Annotated in this window: 20 protein-coding genes and 1 other annotated feature; all 20 genes read left to right on the forward strand. The window is 32.8% G+C overall.

Features of this window, described 5'->3' with window-relative positions; translation table 11 throughout:
* The first annotated feature begins 148 nt into the window (after nucleotides 1–148).
* The 20 genes from aroA to BLQ56_RS07715 all read left to right on the forward strand — a co-directional run bounded on the left by aroA (nucleotide 149) and on the right by BLQ56_RS07715 (nucleotide 16,612).
* Entirely contained in the window at nucleotides 149–1,429 is a 1,281-nt protein-coding gene (gene aroA / locus BLQ56_RS07620; protein ID WP_090852903.1) for a 3-phosphoshikimate 1-carboxyvinyltransferase, read from the forward strand.
* 169 nt (nucleotides 1,430–1,598) lie between these two features.
* Nucleotides 1,599–2,477 (forward strand): SMP-30/gluconolactonase/LRE family protein, encoded by an 879-nt coding sequence (locus BLQ56_RS07625; RefSeq protein WP_090851864.1) that lies wholly within the window; start codon nucleotides 1,599–1,601, stop codon nucleotides 2,475–2,477.
* 429 nt (nucleotides 2,478–2,906) lie between these two features.
* Nucleotides 2,907–3,434 (forward strand): RNA polymerase sigma factor, encoded by a 528-nt coding sequence (locus BLQ56_RS07630; RefSeq protein ID WP_090851866.1) that lies wholly within the window; start codon nucleotides 2,907–2,909, stop codon nucleotides 3,432–3,434.
* The gene (locus BLQ56_RS07635; protein ID WP_090851869.1) at nucleotides 3,418–4,212 is read left to right on the forward strand and encodes a hypothetical protein; all 795 of its coding nucleotides are present in this window, start codon (nucleotides 3,418–3,420) and stop codon (nucleotides 4,210–4,212) included. Before BLQ56_RS07630 ends, BLQ56_RS07635 begins: the two co-directional genes overlap by 17 nt.
* Nucleotides 4,213–4,257: 45 nt before the next feature.
* Nucleotides 4,258–4,836, forward strand: coding sequence for a histidine phosphatase family protein (locus BLQ56_RS07640; RefSeq protein WP_338011842.1), 579 nt, complete (start codon nucleotides 4,258–4,260; stop codon nucleotides 4,834–4,836).
* A gap of 70 nt (nucleotides 4,837–4,906) precedes the next feature.
* Nucleotides 4,907–5,182, forward strand: a binding site (T-box leader).
* Between the two features lie 61 nt (nucleotides 5,183–5,243).
* The gene (gene metG, locus BLQ56_RS07645; protein ID WP_090851871.1) at nucleotides 5,244–6,875 is read left to right on the forward strand and encodes a methionine--tRNA ligase; all 1,632 of its coding nucleotides are present in this window, start codon (nucleotides 5,244–5,246) and stop codon (nucleotides 6,873–6,875) included.
* A 263-nt stretch (nucleotides 6,876–7,138) separates the two neighbouring features.
* Entirely contained in the window at nucleotides 7,139–7,666 is a 528-nt protein-coding gene (locus BLQ56_RS07650) for an RNA polymerase sigma factor (RefSeq protein WP_090851873.1), read from the forward strand.
* Nucleotides 7,653–8,492 carry a hypothetical protein gene (locus tag BLQ56_RS07655; RefSeq protein WP_090851877.1) on the forward strand — a complete coding sequence of 280 codons (840 nt, stop codon included), beginning with the start codon at nucleotides 7,653–7,655 and terminating at the stop codon, nucleotides 8,490–8,492. The genes BLQ56_RS07650 and BLQ56_RS07655 overlap by 14 nt, the downstream gene beginning before the upstream one ends.
* Before the next feature lie 243 nt (nucleotides 8,493–8,735).
* On the forward strand, nucleotides 8,736–9,251 hold the full coding sequence (locus tag BLQ56_RS07660; RefSeq protein WP_090851879.1) for a P-loop NTPase family protein: 516 nt from the start codon (nucleotides 8,736–8,738) through the stop codon (nucleotides 9,249–9,251).
* A 168-nt stretch (nucleotides 9,252–9,419) separates the two neighbouring features.
* Nucleotides 9,420–9,902 (forward strand): hypothetical protein, encoded by a 483-nt coding sequence (locus BLQ56_RS07665; RefSeq protein WP_090851881.1) that lies wholly within the window; start codon nucleotides 9,420–9,422, stop codon nucleotides 9,900–9,902.
* A gap of 28 nt (nucleotides 9,903–9,930) precedes the next feature.
* Complete coding sequence (locus tag BLQ56_RS07670; RefSeq protein ID WP_090851883.1) at nucleotides 9,931–10,458, forward strand: YfiT family bacillithiol transferase; 528 nt, start codon at nucleotides 9,931–9,933, stop codon at nucleotides 10,456–10,458.
* A gap of 137 nt (nucleotides 10,459–10,595) precedes the next feature.
* The gene (locus BLQ56_RS07675; protein WP_090851886.1) at nucleotides 10,596–11,267 is read left to right on the forward strand and encodes an HAD family hydrolase; all 672 of its coding nucleotides are present in this window, start codon (nucleotides 10,596–10,598) and stop codon (nucleotides 11,265–11,267) included.
* Between the two features lie 92 nt (nucleotides 11,268–11,359).
* Nucleotides 11,360–12,031, forward strand: coding sequence for an alpha/beta hydrolase (locus tag BLQ56_RS07680; protein WP_238457211.1), 672 nt, complete (start codon nucleotides 11,360–11,362; stop codon nucleotides 12,029–12,031).
* Between the two features lie 156 nt (nucleotides 12,032–12,187).
* Nucleotides 12,188–12,928: a type I methionyl aminopeptidase gene (map, locus tag BLQ56_RS07685; RefSeq protein ID WP_090851888.1), complete on the forward strand. Its 741-nt coding sequence runs from the start codon at nucleotides 12,188–12,190 to the stop codon at nucleotides 12,926–12,928.
* A gap of 306 nt (nucleotides 12,929–13,234) precedes the next feature.
* Complete coding sequence (locus BLQ56_RS07690; RefSeq protein ID WP_175490252.1) at nucleotides 13,235–13,747, forward strand: DUF1648 domain-containing protein; 513 nt, start codon at nucleotides 13,235–13,237, stop codon at nucleotides 13,745–13,747.
* A gap of 25 nt (nucleotides 13,748–13,772) precedes the next feature.
* Nucleotides 13,773–14,018, forward strand: a complete 246-nt coding sequence (locus BLQ56_RS07695; protein ID WP_090851891.1) for a hypothetical protein — start codon at nucleotides 13,773–13,775, stop codon at nucleotides 14,016–14,018.
* Nucleotides 14,019–14,109: 91 nt separating this feature from the next.
* Nucleotides 14,110–14,595 (forward strand): type II toxin-antitoxin system HicB family antitoxin, encoded by a 486-nt coding sequence (locus BLQ56_RS07700; RefSeq protein WP_238457212.1) that lies wholly within the window; start codon nucleotides 14,110–14,112, stop codon nucleotides 14,593–14,595.
* 112 nt (nucleotides 14,596–14,707) lie between these two features.
* Nucleotides 14,708–15,103: a hypothetical protein gene (locus tag BLQ56_RS23385; RefSeq protein ID WP_175490223.1), complete on the forward strand. Its 396-nt coding sequence runs from the start codon at nucleotides 14,708–14,710 to the stop codon at nucleotides 15,101–15,103.
* Between the two features lie 290 nt (nucleotides 15,104–15,393).
* Nucleotides 15,394–15,933, forward strand: a complete 540-nt coding sequence (locus tag BLQ56_RS07710) for a sigma-70 family RNA polymerase sigma factor (protein ID WP_238457213.1) — start codon at nucleotides 15,394–15,396, stop codon at nucleotides 15,931–15,933.
* Nucleotides 15,926–16,612: a hypothetical protein gene (locus BLQ56_RS07715; protein WP_090851895.1), complete on the forward strand. Its 687-nt coding sequence runs from the start codon at nucleotides 15,926–15,928 to the stop codon at nucleotides 16,610–16,612. The genes BLQ56_RS07710 and BLQ56_RS07715 overlap by 8 nt, the downstream gene beginning before the upstream one ends.
* Nucleotides 16,613–16,642 lie beyond the last annotated feature (30 nt).

The raw sequence follows: 16,642 nt of genomic DNA on the forward strand, positions 1-16,642 counted from the left end.
GTATTAATTTCATTTATATCTTAAATGAAATTATAATGAAAATACAGAAAATAATAAAAAATTTAATAATAAGGAGTGTGTGATATTGGATAATTATGGATTTGATGTAAAAGCCCGGAGCCCTTGGACACCATTAAAAGGAGTGAAAATGATCAGTGTTTCACCAAGCAAAAGTAGAATAGATGGTTCGATTACTATACCTGGAAGCAAAAGTTTAACAAATAGAGCATTCATTATAAGTGCTCTAGCTAAAGGTAAATCGACAGTGACAGGCTTTTTAAAAAGTGACGATTCCTACTGGTGCATAGATTCCTTGAAAAGATTAGGTGTAAATATAGAGATTAAAGGTGAAACAGCCTACATTGAGGGTAATGGAGGGAAATGGGAATCAAGTCATTTATATATTGGTGCAGCAGGAACGATTGCAAGATTCCTACCAGGGGCATTAGCGGTTTCTGGTGAAGGAGCATGGGAAATTGAAGCTAGCGAAAGTATGAGCAAAAGGCCCGTTTCACCATTAATTGATGCTTTAAGGGAGCTCGGTGCTGAAATAACATTTTTAAACAAAGAAGGTCATTACCCTTTGTTAATTAAAGGAAAAGAATTATCTGGAGGCGTGATTAGCCTTTCGGGTAATCTATCTAGTCAATTCATAAGTGGTTTATTGATTGCTGCACCTTATTTCAAAGAATCAATTACAATTACTATTAAAGATCATATTGTTCAACATGCATATGTACTTTTAACATTAGAATTAATGAAACAATTTGGTGCAGAAGTTCAATATGATAAAAATCTAAATAATATTGTAGTATATCCTTCGACGTACACTCCGCGAGATATAAATTTAGAAGCAGATGTTTCGACTGCATGCTACTTCCTTGCTCTTGCAGCAGTAACAAATGGTAGAATCCGAATAGAGAATCTAACTTATGAAACAAAGCAACCAGATATTAAAATGGTAGATGTTTTAGAAAAAATGGGATGTAAAGTAAGAAAGGGTTCTTCTTTTATTGAATTAGAGGGGGTACCCCAATTAAAAGGTGGGTTTGAAATTTCTATGAGAGAAATGTCTGATCAAACGTTAACCTTAGCCGCAATAGCACCATTTGCTGATGGACCAATAACCATAAAAGATGTTGAACATATACGACACCATGAATCAAATCGAATAAGTGTTATATGCGAATCACTATCTAATTTAGGAATTAAAGTAGAAGAATTTAAAGATGGCTTAAAAGTGTATCCAGGTATCCCTAAACCAACTTCACTAAATACACATGATGATCATAGAGTCGCAATGTCATTAGCACTTATTGGTTCAAGAGTCGAAGGTATACAAATAAATGATCCAGGATGTGTTTCTAAAACCTGTCCTGAGTATTTTGCGTTATTGGAGAGCTTAGGGTTAAATATTATACAACACTAAATTTTTAAGTGAGAATCGTTGGTGTTATTGAAGCTTCAAGATATATTTGATTGAAGAAGGGATTGACGCTAGTTTTATAGAATTTATAAAACTTTACGTAAGTTGCATCTAATCAAACTAAGTATACAACTATTGTACACTTAGAATAAATTGTAACGAGGTGTTTGGTATGTTTGGAGAATTAGAATTAGTTCTAGATGTCAAATCGTCTCTAGGAGAAGGTCCGTGTTGGGATAGTGTAAATCAATTATTATATTGGGTAGATATATTAGAAAAAAAGGTATACGTATTTGATCCAGTTACAAATAAATACCGTGGAATACAGTTAGAGCAATGTGTAGGAGCACTTGCTCTTACAAATCGAAACGAGGCTGTAGTGGCATTGGAAGACGGTTTTTATTTTTTAAATTTCGAGACTGAAAATGTTACCCTTATTGATGATCCAGAGAGCCATTTACCAAATAATAGATTCAATGATGGGAAATGTGATGCAAATGGAAGTTTCTGGGCAGGAACAATGAGTAAATCTATAGATAAAGAGCAAGGTTCTCTTTATTGCTTACATCCCAACATGAAAGTACAAAAGAAATTAGATAAAGTTGGCATTTCAAATGGGATAGCCTGGTCCCCAGACAATAAGTTTTTGTATTACATAGATACTTTAAATGAAAATGTTTGTTGTTTTAATTATAATGTTGCTACGGGAGATATTTCAAATCCTGTAGAAATCATTAAATTTCAAGATGAAGACGGAATGCCTGATGGAATGACGATTGATGAAGAAGGAATGCTGTGGATTGCCCATTGGGGTGGCTCAAAAGTGTCTAGGTGGAATCCTAAAACAGGAAAACAAATAAACTCCATAGACATCCCAGCATTGAACGTAACATCGTGTACATTTGGAGGAAAAGATTTAAATGAATTATATATAACCACTGCTAGGACAGGGTTGGATGAAGAACAACTTGAAAATTATCCTTTTTCAGGGGGGCTTTTTAGGATTAAAACAGATGTGAAAGGAACTCCTTCTCATACATTTAAAGGTTAAAATAAGGCGAAAAGAAGGAAAAGTTTCGTAAGCTGAAAGATGGAATAAAACAATAAATAGGAACGATAAATTAAGTGGTCGTTCCTTTCTTATTCAAAAGGAAACCGGTACCTTGTGATTAGCTTATATTATATTAAATATCCTTAATCGAAATAACTTCCCTAAATAGAAACATGAATTTATTCAATCATAAAATGAATAGTTCATTTCCTCCTGTTAAAAGACTCCTCAGACTTTTTCTATAATTCAAGAGTGGGTCATCTGCGTAATTTAGTTAATCCTCATTTAGGTCCGCACAGAATAGTTAGAGATAACATCTTTATAATCCTTCAGAAATAAAAATATCTAAAAAAAATAAATAATTTCATAACTTTCCTTTAATTGAAACGTCTAAATATAGAATTAATCTTTAATGAGGAGGAAGATCAATTGCCTGATTACATAGAGAATGAAATTGAAGAATGGTATACACAATATCACCAAACCATCTTCAAATACGTTTTGTTAATGGTAAAAGATTACCAGCAAGCTGAGGATTTAACTCATGAAACTTTTGTAAAAGCATTTAAATATCACCATACCTTTAAACGTGATTCAACTGTAAAAACATGGTTATTTACCATTGCCCACAACTTGACCATAGATTATTTAAGAAAGAAGAAAACAATACGGTTATTTAAACAAATCTTTAACTCAAGAGAGGACTCCGCACCCCTACCAGACCAAATTGTTCAATTAAATGAGAGTGTAGTGGAACTGTATAAAGCTTTAGGGGGTTTAAAAAATCCATATCGGGAAGTAATTATTTTGCGGAAAATAAAAGGGTTCTCGATTAGTGAAACTTCGAAAATACTAAATTGGTCGGAGGGTAAAGTAAAAGCAACCTTATTTCGTGCATTACCAGCACTGGAGGAACAACTTAAAAAGGAGTGGTACAAAAATGAAGAGACAAAGTGAGTTTAACTCTATAGATCGGTCACTTCAAAAGCTGGAGTACCAAATGGAATGGAGCATGGAAAGGTCGCATTTAGTTCGTGACAAAGTAAGGAAAGATATTAAGAAGCTAAAAAAAAGAAAGATAATCCAAAATGGATTAATCTATTCTTCAAGTTTCACTTTGGTAGCAGTTTTTATCTTTATTTTAGCCGGGCAGATCAACGGAAAAGTTAATATGATCGATTTTTCCTCCTCTAGTAATGAAACTCGTGCACCTGTAGAGGCATTGTATAAATATAAAAATCTAGATAATGGAGTGAATTGGCCAACTTTAACAGAATTGGGTGAGAAATATGTAGTCTTTCCACAAGATGCCGAAATGCACATTCAAACGATTATGGGGAAACCTGATATTTATGTTAATAATGCTGATAAGGATAGGATCGCGATGTCAGCCACCTATTCAACTACCACTCCTGGTCGATTTGTGGAAATAGATACACAGTTTAATGAATATGGATCGATAGAAGAGGGGATTGCAGGAAGACTAGTTCATAAGAAATATTCTTCATATTCATATAAAACTAAGGAACTAATTGTTGGGAACCAACGTGCTGTATTACAGGAACCAACTAAAGAGAAAGGCTATGGTGGTATTAAACTATCAATTGTTACAGAAGATTATATTTATACCATTAGAAGCTACTGGATAAATGGGATCCAAATTATAAATAGTGAAGAATTAATAAGTGAATTAATTGCACTAGGTGAACTCTTTCATTTTGAAAATGAATATTAGAAAAATTACACAAAGGAAGATAATGTTTATTTAAGGAGGGAGACCTTGATAGAGTTAGTATTTATTAGACACGGACAAGGTGAACATACTTTAGATTTACCTCACAGTTTGCATACTAAAGACCCTGCATTGACTGAAAATGGGATAATTCAAGCAGAATTGATTAGAAACCAATTCCCGTTATCAGAAAAGGATGTAATCATAATTAGTCCAATTAGGAGAACCTTACAGACAGTAGAAATTTGGAGTAGAGGTATAGATTGCAGAAAAATAGTAAGTCCTTTAGTATCTCCAAGAATGTTTCCACTCAAACCTAAAGGACAGACGTTGCCTTGTGATAAACTATTTACAAAGGAAAAAATAAAAGATGGATTTTCTGATTGTGAAATTGAAGAGAAAACAATAAATGAATATTGGTCAAATGGTATAAATACGGTATCTGAACAAGAATTTAAAGTCATTGCAGAAAAATTCTTAAACTGGTGTAAGCAAACATGTAAAAGTAGAATATATGTTGTTTCTCACGATGGAACTATAACTTCATATAGACAATTTATTAGTGGTAAAAAACTAACCCGAAATGATTTCCCTAAGGAGACAGACTGGATAATAATGAAATATTAAATCTTCTGCTAACAAAATTAGATTGATATTGACTTCAGGAAAATTTTTGAATAAACTATTCTTAATTATAAGTAAGGCTAAGATGAGAAAAAGTAAAATGATTATGTTTTTCTGCAGAGAGCTTCGGTAGCTGAAAAGAAGCAAAAACAGTCATTTGAAAAATGGTCTCTGAGCTTCGTACTGAACATACTTTAATGTATTAGTAGGCTACGACGAGTTTTGGCACTCGTTATCAATGTCACAGTATAAGAGTAGCGTTTTTTACTCCGTACTTGTTGAGGCAGATGGTGTGAACCATTTGCGAAATAAGGTGGTATCACGTGGAAATTGAAACCTCGTCCTTAACTAAATAGTTAAGGGGCGAGGTTTTTTTGTTTTTTAAATTTTTATTTTAGGAGGTTTTATTTATGAGTATTTTTATTGGTGGTGCTTGGGTTTATGCTAATGGCTCATTGCATCTTGGGCATATTTCGAGTTTATTGCCTGGGGACATACTGGCAAGATACTACCGTTTTAAAGGAGAAAAAGTTTTATATGTATCTGGAAGCGACTGTAATGGAACACCTATTACAATCAGAGCAAAGCAAGAAGGTGTTTCACCAAAAGAGATTGCAGATCGTTATCACCAAGAATTTGCAGAATGCTTTTCAAAATTAGGATTTTCATACGATGTCTATACAAGAACTGATACAGCACACCATCATAAAATCGTTCAAGAGATTTTTTTAGAATTAATTGATAATGGCTACATCTATAAAAAGAAAATTGAGCAAACCTATTGTGAATATGATCAGCAATTTTTACCTGATCGTTATGTTGAGGGTATTTGTCCTCAGTGCAGCGCAAATGCTCGTGGGGATCAATGTGATGCTTGTTCAAGTGTTTTAGAACCTCTTGAATTGCTTAAAAGAAAGTGTAAATTATGCGGAAACCTTCCTACCACAAGATTAACTGAGCATTTTTATTTTTCTTTAAGCACATTTCAAAATGTCTTGGAAAACTATATTCAACAGGCAGAAGACAAACACCTTTGGAGAGAAAATGCCATTTCACTTACCAACCGCTACCTACAAGAAGGTTTAAAAGATAGAGCTGTTTCAAGGGATTTACCTATTGGGGTAAGTATACCAGTAGCAGGATATGAAGATAAGAAGATCTACGTTTGGATTGAGGCTGTGTCAGGCTATTATACCGCGAGCAAGTGGGCAAAGGAGACGAATCAAGATGATTCCTCATTTTGGAATTCTTACACCAAATCTTACTATGTTCACGGTAAAGATAATATTCCGTTCCATTCGATAATATGGCCTGGAATTCTTGCTGGACTAGGAAAAGAACCATTACCAACGCTTATTGTTTCAAATGAGTATTTAACTTTAGAAAAGAAGAAATTATCAACAAGTAAAAATTGGGCTGTTTGGGTTCCAGATATTTTAGAAAGGTATGATCCAGATTCGATAAGATATTTCCTAACCATAAATGCACCAGAAAACCGAGATGCTGATTTTTCTTGGAAAGAATTCATTTATAGTCATAATAGTGAGTTGTTAGGGGCTTACGGAAACTTTGTTAATCGTACTTTAAAATTTATTGAAAAGTCATTTGATGGTGTTATTCCAAACAAGGATTTATCTTCAATTATTATAGGGAAAGTAAATCAATTATACCAAGACGTAGGTTATTGTATAGAAACTACATCTTTCAAAACAGGTTTGGAAAGAGCGTTTGAACTAGTTAGATTTTCTAACAAATACTTTGATGAACAACAACCGTGGAAACAAATTAATGATGATATCGAGTCTTGCAAGCAAACTTTAGCAGATTGTGTTTATCTTATTGGAAATTTAGCTCATATTCTTCATCCCTTTCTTCCTTTTTCAAGTAGAAAAATCAAGGGAATGTTACAAATAAAAGAAAATGAATGGAGACCGTTTTTTGTTACATCGAGGCACTTGCAAAAAGTAGAACCATTGTTTGAAAGAATTGACAAAGTAAGAATTGAAGAAGAACTGGAACGGTTAGTTAAACAAAAATTTTAGGATGTAAGGTTTAAATATATAATAACTATAACTTTTTATAGAAAGTGAAGATTCAAACTAAGGTGCTAGATTCCTGATGACTAGGGTTTCGCGTTTTCCTTCTTGATAAACGGCAGTTCTCTAACGCTTGGATATCATAATCCAAGCGTTTAATTTTTATTCAAAAAAAGTTTTATTAAAAAGTGTAACTTTTTATCATTCTGCACGTCATTAAGTCGAATTATTTTTTGAAAAGATTCCATTTATAGAAAGAGGTGAATTAAGTGGAAGATGATAAGTCATTAGAAAAATTAAATGAATGGTATTTCAAATATAGCGATGATCTATATCGATATGTTTTAATGATGACTGTTGATCAGGAACTAGCGAAAGATGTAATACAAGATACCTTTATTAAAGCTTATAAAAATTTCGAAGGTTTTAGAGGAGCAGCAAGTGAAAAAAACTGGTTGTATCGAATTGCATATAACACGACCATTGATGAATTACGAAAAAGAAAGCCATTGCGTTTTATGTTTGATAACTACAATTATCTTGTAAGTAATGACTATGTTCCAGAAAAAGTAACACAATTAGGAGAAGTTGAAGCACAACTGTATCGTTCACTTCAAAAGCTAAAAAGGTCATATCGAGAGGTCATTATATTAAGGAAAATAGAAGAACTATCAATTCGAGAAACAGCTGAAGTTTTAAATTGGACCATACCTAAAGTGAAAACCACCTTGTTAAGAGCATTAGAGGCTTTGAAAAAACAAATGATTAAGGAGGGGTATGAGCATGAGTCAATCTAAAGAAGATACGAAATATGATAACACTTTTAAAAGTTTTCAAAATGTTAAACTAGATGACAAAGAAAAGAGAGAGATCTATTTAAAGGTGAGTGAGTCAGTAAATAAATCTAAAAGCGGGAAACTAAGTTGGCATATACGTCCAGTATTCAATACTATTCTAGCAGGAATGTTATTACTTATTGGAGGATACTTACTAGTAAATGAAATCATATTTTCAGAGAAAGGAAACCAAAGTCAAGAAAACGAAGAATCTAAAAACCCATATATTGAGATAGAAGAAAAAATATCTGACGTTTTGCAAGCATCTGTATACATTCCGTATCATGAAGACCTTCCTTTGAAAATGGCAATGTTTATGGTGTCTACTACTAGTACAGTTGAAGGAGAAGAATTAGAACGAAGATACGTAGCAGCTGTTATTGCTTATAGTCATTTAGACTCAGATGAATTAGATACAGCAGAATGGGATCGACTAAAGGAAATAATAAGGCCACCAGGTACAGAACCTTTTGAACTTGTATATGGAGATTTTCTAATAAACGAGAAGCACGAGGCTACCATAGTTATTTTTAACGAAAAGACTATTCAAAAAGACCTGAGAAATTCAGTGTTGTATGGTGAAGAAAAAATAATTGCTGGGCACCCTATAAAATATAGAGTTATTGAAAGAGAACTACCAGAGGAAGAGACCATATATAGTTTTAGCTTCAAAATGGATCATACAATTTATCAATTTACTTTCCCAGTAGAAAAATTAACTGAAGAGGATGCAACTGCATTTGTAGAAAAATCATTAAAGCAAATATTAAAAGTAGAAGAGAAGTAAAGGCACTTCCAATGGTTGAAGATATTGAATAGTGAAAAATTCAAGAAATAAAGATGATAATAAGAGTATTTTTGCACACTAAAAAAGTGCGGGCATTGATCTAAAAGGATTAATGCCTTTTCATTTTGTAGTAAAAGAAAGGTTTGTAAATAGAAACTGTATTTTTACTTCAAATATAAGAGGAAAATCATAAGCCTTAATCGAATATCCTTACAATCATATTATATAGGGTCAGGTGGTATTTTGAAAAAGAAAATTCTTAGAAGAATACATATTATTGGTTCTGTTGGTAGTGGTAAAACAACTTTAGCGAGAGATTTATCTTTAAGGTTAAATATACCTTATTATGAATTAGATAATGTAGTTTGGATAAGGAAAGAGGCGGGAGATCTAAGAAGAACGGAACAAGAAAGAGAAGATTTTCTTAATAGCATCATACAATCTGAAGGTTGGATTATTGAAGGAGTACACAATGAAGATTGGGTAAGCAATTGTTTTCATCATGCAGATTTGATCATTTTTTTAGATACAAATTATTCAATAAGAACATACCGAATAATAAAGAGGTTTCTTAAACAAAAACTTCGTTTGGAAAAATCAAATTATAAACCAACATTAGAAATATTTTTTAAAATGTTTAAATGGAATCGATATTTTGAAGAAGTTGGTAAAGTTGATTTTTTTAACAAGTATAGAATACATAAAGACAAGATAGAAGTTATAAAGACCACTAAACTTATTAATAAATACTTCAATTAACGGGTATTAAGAACAGATTTCCCCAGAACAATCCAGTTGGAGATTGGTTAGGAAATCAATCAGAGAGTATAGCTCTTTAGTTAGAGAGACACTTTTTTAATGCCAAAAAAAAGGAAAATAATGTTAAACTAAAAAGGAACTTACATAGTTAAGCAGGCGGTGTTTTTTGTGAAACGGAGCGTTAGGTGGATAGTAGCTATTCCTTTTATCTTTGTCGGGCTATTTGTAGTATTTATGATTTATGTGTTTGCTGGTCAGGAATATGTATATGCTAAGAATTATGCAAACCAACTGTTAGAATATGAGTTACCGGAAAGAACCACAATCATTGAACAAGATTTTGATTACGGAGTTTTATACGGTGGTGGCCCTTGGGGGAGTGGGGGAAGACCTACAATAGTGGCATATCAAAGAATATCTACTGAATTAAGTGAAGAGGAGATTTACAATCATTACAAACCGAAAAATTTTGAAATCTATTTTAATGGTTTGGAAGATATACAAGAAAATAGTAGTGGGCAAGTTTGGTATGAAGGAACTATGAAAAATGAAAATCTATTAAGTTCACAAAGAAACGAAAAGAAACCACTTGAAGCTATCATTCAATACAGAACGGAATTTAGTTATCCTTTCTTTATTGATTTATATTAGACAAAAGTAAAGAAAAGGATGGGGATTTATGTACGATGATCTTCGTTTTCCAGAAGGTAAATTTGAACCAGTAGAGAATCCAACTCCTGAGCAGCGTAACAAATGGGTTCAGGATATTTCAGAATTGCCAAAACTTCTTCGACTTACAACTCAAAACTTATCTATTGACCAACTAAATACACAGTATCGTCCAGGTGGCTGGACTGTTCAACAGGTAGTTCATCATATGGCCGATAATGATATGAATGCCTTTATCCGCTTCAAAAAAGCACTCACCGAAGATAACCCAATGGCTAGTTCTTATCGAGAAGATTTATGGGCTGAATTAAGTGACTATCAAAATACTCCAATTGAAATATCTTTGAATCTTATTGAATCAATTCGCACTAGAGTCGTAATATTACTCTCTAATCTATCAATAAATGAATTTTATAGGACATTTAAGAGTCCTACACACGGCTCTATGAATCTAAATGTTGCAACTCAAAGATTTGCTTGGCATAGTAAACATCATTTAGCACAAATCGAATTTCTTAAACAACGTGAGGGTTGGTAAATTCCTTTTAGAATATTGCACACCTAATAGAAGGGAGAATCTGGAATAAATCCTTGTTCAGCCAATAGAAAGTGAAGAAATAAATCAGGTGATGTGATGTGATGTGATTACATAAGGAAGTGAAGGAGAGTAGTACTTTGATATTTTTTGATATAGATGCAACATTACTTGACCATGAGAAAGCAGAAAAAAAGGGAGCAACAGATTTTTTCAAACAACATAGAGACGAGATAGGATTTAGTGAAAACGAATTTGTTGAATTATGGTATACCTTATCAGAAAAATACTTTGAAAAGTTTCTAGCAAATAAAGTGTCCTTTCAAGAACAAAGAAGAATGCGGATTAAAGATTTGTTTGGTCATCATTTAAACGATGAACAAGCAGATCTTAAATTCAATCATTATTTGGAGTTATATAAAAGTAATTGGTCAACTTTTGAAGATGTATTTCCTTGCTTGAAGCATTTGAAACAAGAGGGAATTCGTCTTGGAATCATAAGTAATGGTGATTATAGCCAGCAATTAGAAAAATTAGAAAGAATAGGGATTAATCAATTCTTTGATTGTATCGTTTCTTCAAGTGAAATAGGAGTGGCTAAACCTAATCCTGCTATTTTTCAAGAAGCATGTTGTAAAGCCAACGCTGAAGTTCATAACAGTTATTATGTAGGTGACAGACTTGAAACTGATGCTATTGGAAGCAAAAATGCTGGGATGGTTGGAATTTGGCTAAATCGAAAGAATAACAAGAAACATACGGATGTCACAGTAATTCATAGTCTCGATGAATTGACAACTTTATTTGTATAAAAAAGTCAATTCTAATTGTAGTAAAGGATTATGTAGACCAATCCCCGTTGAACAACGTTACAACGTTATTTTTCTTTAAGAAGGAAAAGTGGTTGACTTCGAAGAATATAGAAAAACTATTAACTTTAGGGAGTGCGAAATTGATGATTAATAATGAAATGATAGGTGCTAAAAATGTGCCGTTTAGATTGCTTGAACAAAAAGAGGAAAGCAATCATTTAGTTATTGTCTTACCTGGGGCAGGTTACACAACACAAGCTCCATTGTTACACTTTACAACAGCGTTATTTTACAACAAAGGTTTTGATGTATTACACATTAACTATACATTTAGTAGGGAAGAGTTATCTGATCTAAATGAAAGTGATTTTGCAAGAGATATCAAACATACAATCGATCACGCAATCACGGACAAGAAATATAGTCATTATTATATAGTGGCTAAATCAATCGGAACAAAAGCTGTGGGTTATCTGCTAGATCATGAAATGTTGGAAGATGCAAAAATTGTGTGGTTAACTCCATTACTCCAAAATGATAAGGTATATAATGCAATGGTTAACACTGTAAATCAAGGACTGTCTATCTTTGGAGGAGAAGATCGTCATTGTTTTATTGTGGAGCGCTTTGAAAAACTGAAAAATAATCATAATCTTATATTAAAAGTGGTTGAAGGTGGAAATCACAGACTAGAGCTTGATCATGACCCACTAAAATCTATTGAAATATTAAAAAGTGTAATTTCAAGCATTAATGACTTTTAAAACTAATGTCGGCGGCGATTCTTGAAATTTCAAGGATCGCTATTTCTATATTAATTAAAGTACCGGTTCATTTATTTTAAGAAATAACAGTCAAGTTTATGCTAGAATCTAAATGGAATACTAATCATAAGATAGTTTAAAAATGGAGGATATACGATGATTGCAAAAACAGAAGAAGATTTTAATGGTTTGAAGGAAATTGGCAAAATTGTTGCCTCTATTAGAGATGAACTGGTACAACGAACAAATCCTGGCATAACGACTAAAGAACTTGATGATATAGCTGGAGAGCTTTTTGAGAAAGCAGGTTCAGTTTCAGCGCCTAAAGGTGAATATAATTTTCCAGGCTATACGTGCATTAGTGTGAATGAAGAGGTGGCACATGGAATTCCAAGTCCTCGAGTTATTCAAGAAGGAGATTTAGTCAATATAGATGTTTCAGGTTCAAAAAATGGCTATTTTGCAGATACAGGAATCTCGTTTGTAGTTGGCGAAGGAGAAGAAATATTAACTAAAATATGTAATGTTGCTAAAGAGGCATTTGAAGCAGGGCTTAAGAAAGCAAAGCCTGGTTCCAAGAAAAGTGGGATTGGAAAAGTAGTATTTCAAACAGCGAGACAGAATGGATTAACTGTTATCAAAAACCTGACAGGACATGGTATAGGACGAACAATACACGAAGCACCTGACCACATTTATAATTATTATGATACATGGGATGATGAATTATTAAAGGATGGGATGGTTATTGCATTTGAACCATTTATCTCAACATTGGAAGAGGAAGTATTCCAAAAAGAAGACGGTTGGACCTATGCTACAGAAAAAAGCTTTGTCGCTCAAATGGAACATACGATTATCATTACTAAAAATGGCCCAATTATTGTCACACTTTAATTTCAAGCATACATGTCAACTTCTCTCGTATACCAGTGATAATCGCAAAACAGCGGATAAAATCAACAGGATTTAACAAAGATATTCCGTTCAAAAAAAGGAGCGTTCTTGCAATTGGCAGGAATGCTCTTTTTTGAACCATTAAAAGGGAAATAATGTTAAAATTAACTGAATATTTATTCAAGTGTTGTTTAGGTTGTGAGAAAAGGGAATAGCTGAAACCGTTTTAGAATTTAATCGTATTAATAATAAATGATGTGGGAAAAAGATAGAAGGCTAACATTGAATAAACATCCTGTGGGGGTGATGAGGATTTCAAACTCGTTGGAAAGACCTAAAATTAAATTGTTAAAAACGAAAAGCGAGTGGTTATTTGATATTATTGGTTATTCATTCTATTTAGGCTCATTAATCTTTTTACTCTACAATTGGAATGAGCTGCCTGACAAAGTTCCTGCTCATTATAACGCTTTGGGTGAAGTCGATCGTTGGGGTTCAAAAATGGAACTACTTATTTTACCGATAGTAGCGGCATTCATGGCGATTTTTGTGCAAATACTTGAAAAGTTTCCAGAATCACATAATTATCCAGAACGATTGAATAAAGAGAATGCTAAAGCGCTTTATTTACTAAGTAGAAAAATGATTAATAGTATAAAAAACATATGTCTTATGATCTTTTCGCTCATCTTAATTGAATCCGTTTCTATTGCATTAGGCTGGGGAAACGAACTTGGAGGTTGGTTTCTACCGATTGCAATATTAAGTACTCTTATCCCAATAGTTATAGGGATAATTAAACAAAAAAAGATTAGATAAATAGCCTTAAAAGGGGAATTTAGGGATGTCTAGTAAACATAAGAGTAAAGAAAATAATACATCTGACTCTATTTTAATGGCAGTCGTTATAATATTTCTAATAAAGAATACAATTGACCTATTCGTCTTTGACCTCTTGCCACCAGTTGGTGATAATATCTTTTGGGTCTTTATTTCGTTCATATTGATACTCATCTTTTATATAAAAAGAAGCTACATTCATCTTTGTATTATGCTAGTAATTTTACTAGTGGGAATACTCAACTTTTAATATAGGCCTTGAATAAGTTAGGATGTGTGACTATGGTAGATGGCGATAAATTAGTTTATCCAGCATTTATACAACAAGACGATGAAGGAATGTGTGGTGTTTTTTTCCTACTCTGTTTCCAGAGTACGGATGGGAATATCCTTTATCACGAGGTGAAACAAAAGGTAAAGCATTACAAGAAGCAAAAAAGGATTTAGCGTACTCTTTGGCAGGAATTTTGTACGATAATGAAGAACTGCCTTTACCCATCTCTATAGATTTCAATGAGCTTTCGGAGGGGATGGAATTAATTGATATAGATACATCTATTGAAGCCTATGCCGAAGATATAAAAGAACATTTAAAAGGTCGCCATTGGCATGTAACTTATTATGATGAAAAAAATGATAATGTTATAGAAGCTATTGGATGTAAAAATGAACAAGGGTTGTGGGACATTTTTCTTGAGGATCTTACTGAAAACCCCTTCTCCCAGAAAAATACTAATGATTCTTTCCTTTTCACTGTCAAATTAAGAAGTGAAGCCGAGGAAAAATTCAATCAATTTGTTGAAACTGTAATTCTAAAACGAAAATAGGAATAAACTAATCGGTCTTTTACAGGTAAAAATGAATGCGTATATAAAAAATTTACCTCTCTAGGTAGTAAAATTAATATGTGTCGTTTATTCTTAAATAGGAGGCGAAAAAATGTCTATTATTTTAAGAAGAAAGATTTTAACAGCAATCGTTAGTAGTTTGTTATTTGCCCTTATATTTTCTTTGCCAGGCGGCTTTGACATGAATGCATTTGCTACTTTATATTATTTGAACGTAATGATAGTAGTTACTTATGGAGTCATTACATCAATATTAAGCGACTGGTTCAGTAAATTGATTTCTCAAACGTCTATTACTCGTGAAATTACCTCTTTTGTATTTCATTGTCTTTTCGGCTTCATTTTAGGTGTTCTCGGACTTGGTTCTGCTATCTCTTTTTTTATAATTGATCGTTTGTTAACAAAAGTCAAAATAAGATGGTGGCATGTTATTCTAGGAATATTGATCGTAGTGTTAATATTTATCATTGCTCTAAATATCGGTTAGGAATACTAGCAATATATTATAAAGCTAGGTGTGATTAAGTGAAACTAAAGCCATTTTAAGATCTTCAATACGAAGGTCTTTTTTATATTAGCCAACAAAAGATTTATTTATAACAATTAAGATGTAATGCTGTAAGTAAACGGATACAAAGTGACATTTTTTGTTTTGTACTGCTAGAATTTTAACTAAAGTTTAGACAGGCTATTCTTCGCAGGATTACGAATATGATAATTTCGGGAACCAGAGTTTAAGCTAAGTCGTCTAATAAATAAAAGGGGGAACTAAAAGAGGTGAATGAGCGACAAGGTGGCAATATTCCAAGTAATAAAGCTAATTTAATTGAATGGCTATTAAATGAATATGGAACAGAGATAAAGAGGCTTGCATTTCTTTATGTGAAAGACCAATCCCTAACTGAAGATATTCTCCAAGAAGTATTCATTTCATGCTATAAGAACATTGATTCATTTAGGGATGAAAGTAGTTATAAAACATGGTTAATACGAATTACAATCAATAAATGTAAGGATTCACTGAAAAGGTGGAGCTTTAGAAACTTGGTGTATAGAGGGGAAATTGATTTAGTATATGATTTGAATTCTCCAGAAAAACAAACTGTATCTGAAGCGGAGGGTCAGCTTTTGATGAAGGAAGTATTAGATCTGCCGTTAAAGTTCCGTGAGGTCATTATCTTATTTTATTATCAAGATATGACTATTGATGAGATTAGTAAGTTACTAGAAATAAACCAAAATACAGTAAAAAGTCGCCTTCATCGTGCACGGACAAAATTAAAGGGTGGATTGGTAAGGAGGGGATTCAATGGATAAGAAATTAAGAGATTTAAAAGAGAATCTAGATCATTCAGTACTAAAAGATATACAGATTACTCATAATGAAAAACAACGGATTTTAGAATCATTGCATAAGAAAGATAAACGATTAGTTCCTTATCCATATTATTTAGCAGTGGTAACAGCTGCAGTAATACTGCTTATCTTATTGATACCACAGTTCCAAAAAGAACACGATCAGGCAAGCACAATTTTAAATGAAGTATTACAAACAGAGTACCAAGACGATATCTACTTTCCTACTTTTAAACAATATCCAATCACCTTTTCAACCATTTTGTATGCACCAAATGGAGGGGAAAAGAAGGACTTTATGGTAACCTATTCGGAAACATCTGGTGAATTAATGGATATGGAAGGTTCAGATCGACAAAGAATATTGTATGGACCGTATGAGGGGGAAATGGTATTTCGAGTCACCTACAGCAATTTTCAAGTGTCTATGAATCAAAGATCAAACATAGAAACAATTGGTGGCGTTAAAACAATCGTTGATGAAATTGAAAATGATAATGGACATTTTTGGTTAGTCTCATTTAATGTGAAAAATGGATCGTATTACATTGAATTTAATCTGTCAGAAAAACTTGAAAAAGTAGATGCTATATCTATTGTCGAAAACATTATAGAAGGTAGTATTACTAATATCAGATGATTTATAGGGAGTTTCACTTGTACAAACGAT

The sequence above is a fragment of the Litchfieldia salsa genome, assembly GCF_900104555.1.
Lineage (GTDB): Bacteria > Bacillota > Bacilli > Bacillales > Bacillaceae_L > Litchfieldia > Litchfieldia salsa.

Bases quoted from the DNA above. Each gene is read 5' to 3' on its own strand.
- aroA (WP_090852903.1), top strand. From the start codon at position 149: ATGATCAGTGTTTCACCAAGCAAAAGTAGAATAGATGGTTCGATTACT.
- BLQ56_RS07625 (WP_090851864.1), top strand. From the start codon at position 1,599: ATGTTTGGAGAATTAGAATTAGTTCTAGATGTCAAATCGTCTCTAGGA.
- BLQ56_RS07635 (WP_090851869.1), top strand. From the start codon at position 3,418: ATGAAGAGACAAAGTGAGTTTAACTCTATAGATCGGTCACTTCAAAAG.
- metG (WP_090851871.1), top strand. From the start codon at position 5,244: ATGAGTATTTTTATTGGTGGTGCTTGGGTTTATGCTAATGGCTCATTG.
- BLQ56_RS07655 (WP_090851877.1), top strand. From the start codon at position 7,653: ATGAGTCAATCTAAAGAAGATACGAAATATGATAACACTTTTAAAAGT.
- BLQ56_RS07670 (WP_090851883.1), top strand. From the start codon at position 9,931: ATGTACGATGATCTTCGTTTTCCAGAAGGTAAATTTGAACCAGTAGAG.
- map (WP_090851888.1), top strand. From the start codon at position 12,188: ATGATTGCAAAAACAGAAGAAGATTTTAATGGTTTGAAGGAAATTGGC.
- BLQ56_RS07690 (WP_175490252.1), top strand. From the start codon at position 13,235: ATGAGGATTTCAAACTCGTTGGAAAGACCTAAAATTAAATTGTTAAAA.
- BLQ56_RS07695 (WP_090851891.1), top strand. From the start codon at position 13,773: ATGTCTAGTAAACATAAGAGTAAAGAAAATAATACATCTGACTCTATT.
- BLQ56_RS23385 (WP_175490223.1), top strand. From the start codon at position 14,708: ATGTCTATTATTTTAAGAAGAAAGATTTTAACAGCAATCGTTAGTAGT.
- BLQ56_RS07715 (WP_090851895.1), top strand. From the start codon at position 15,926: ATGGATAAGAAATTAAGAGATTTAAAAGAGAATCTAGATCATTCAGTA.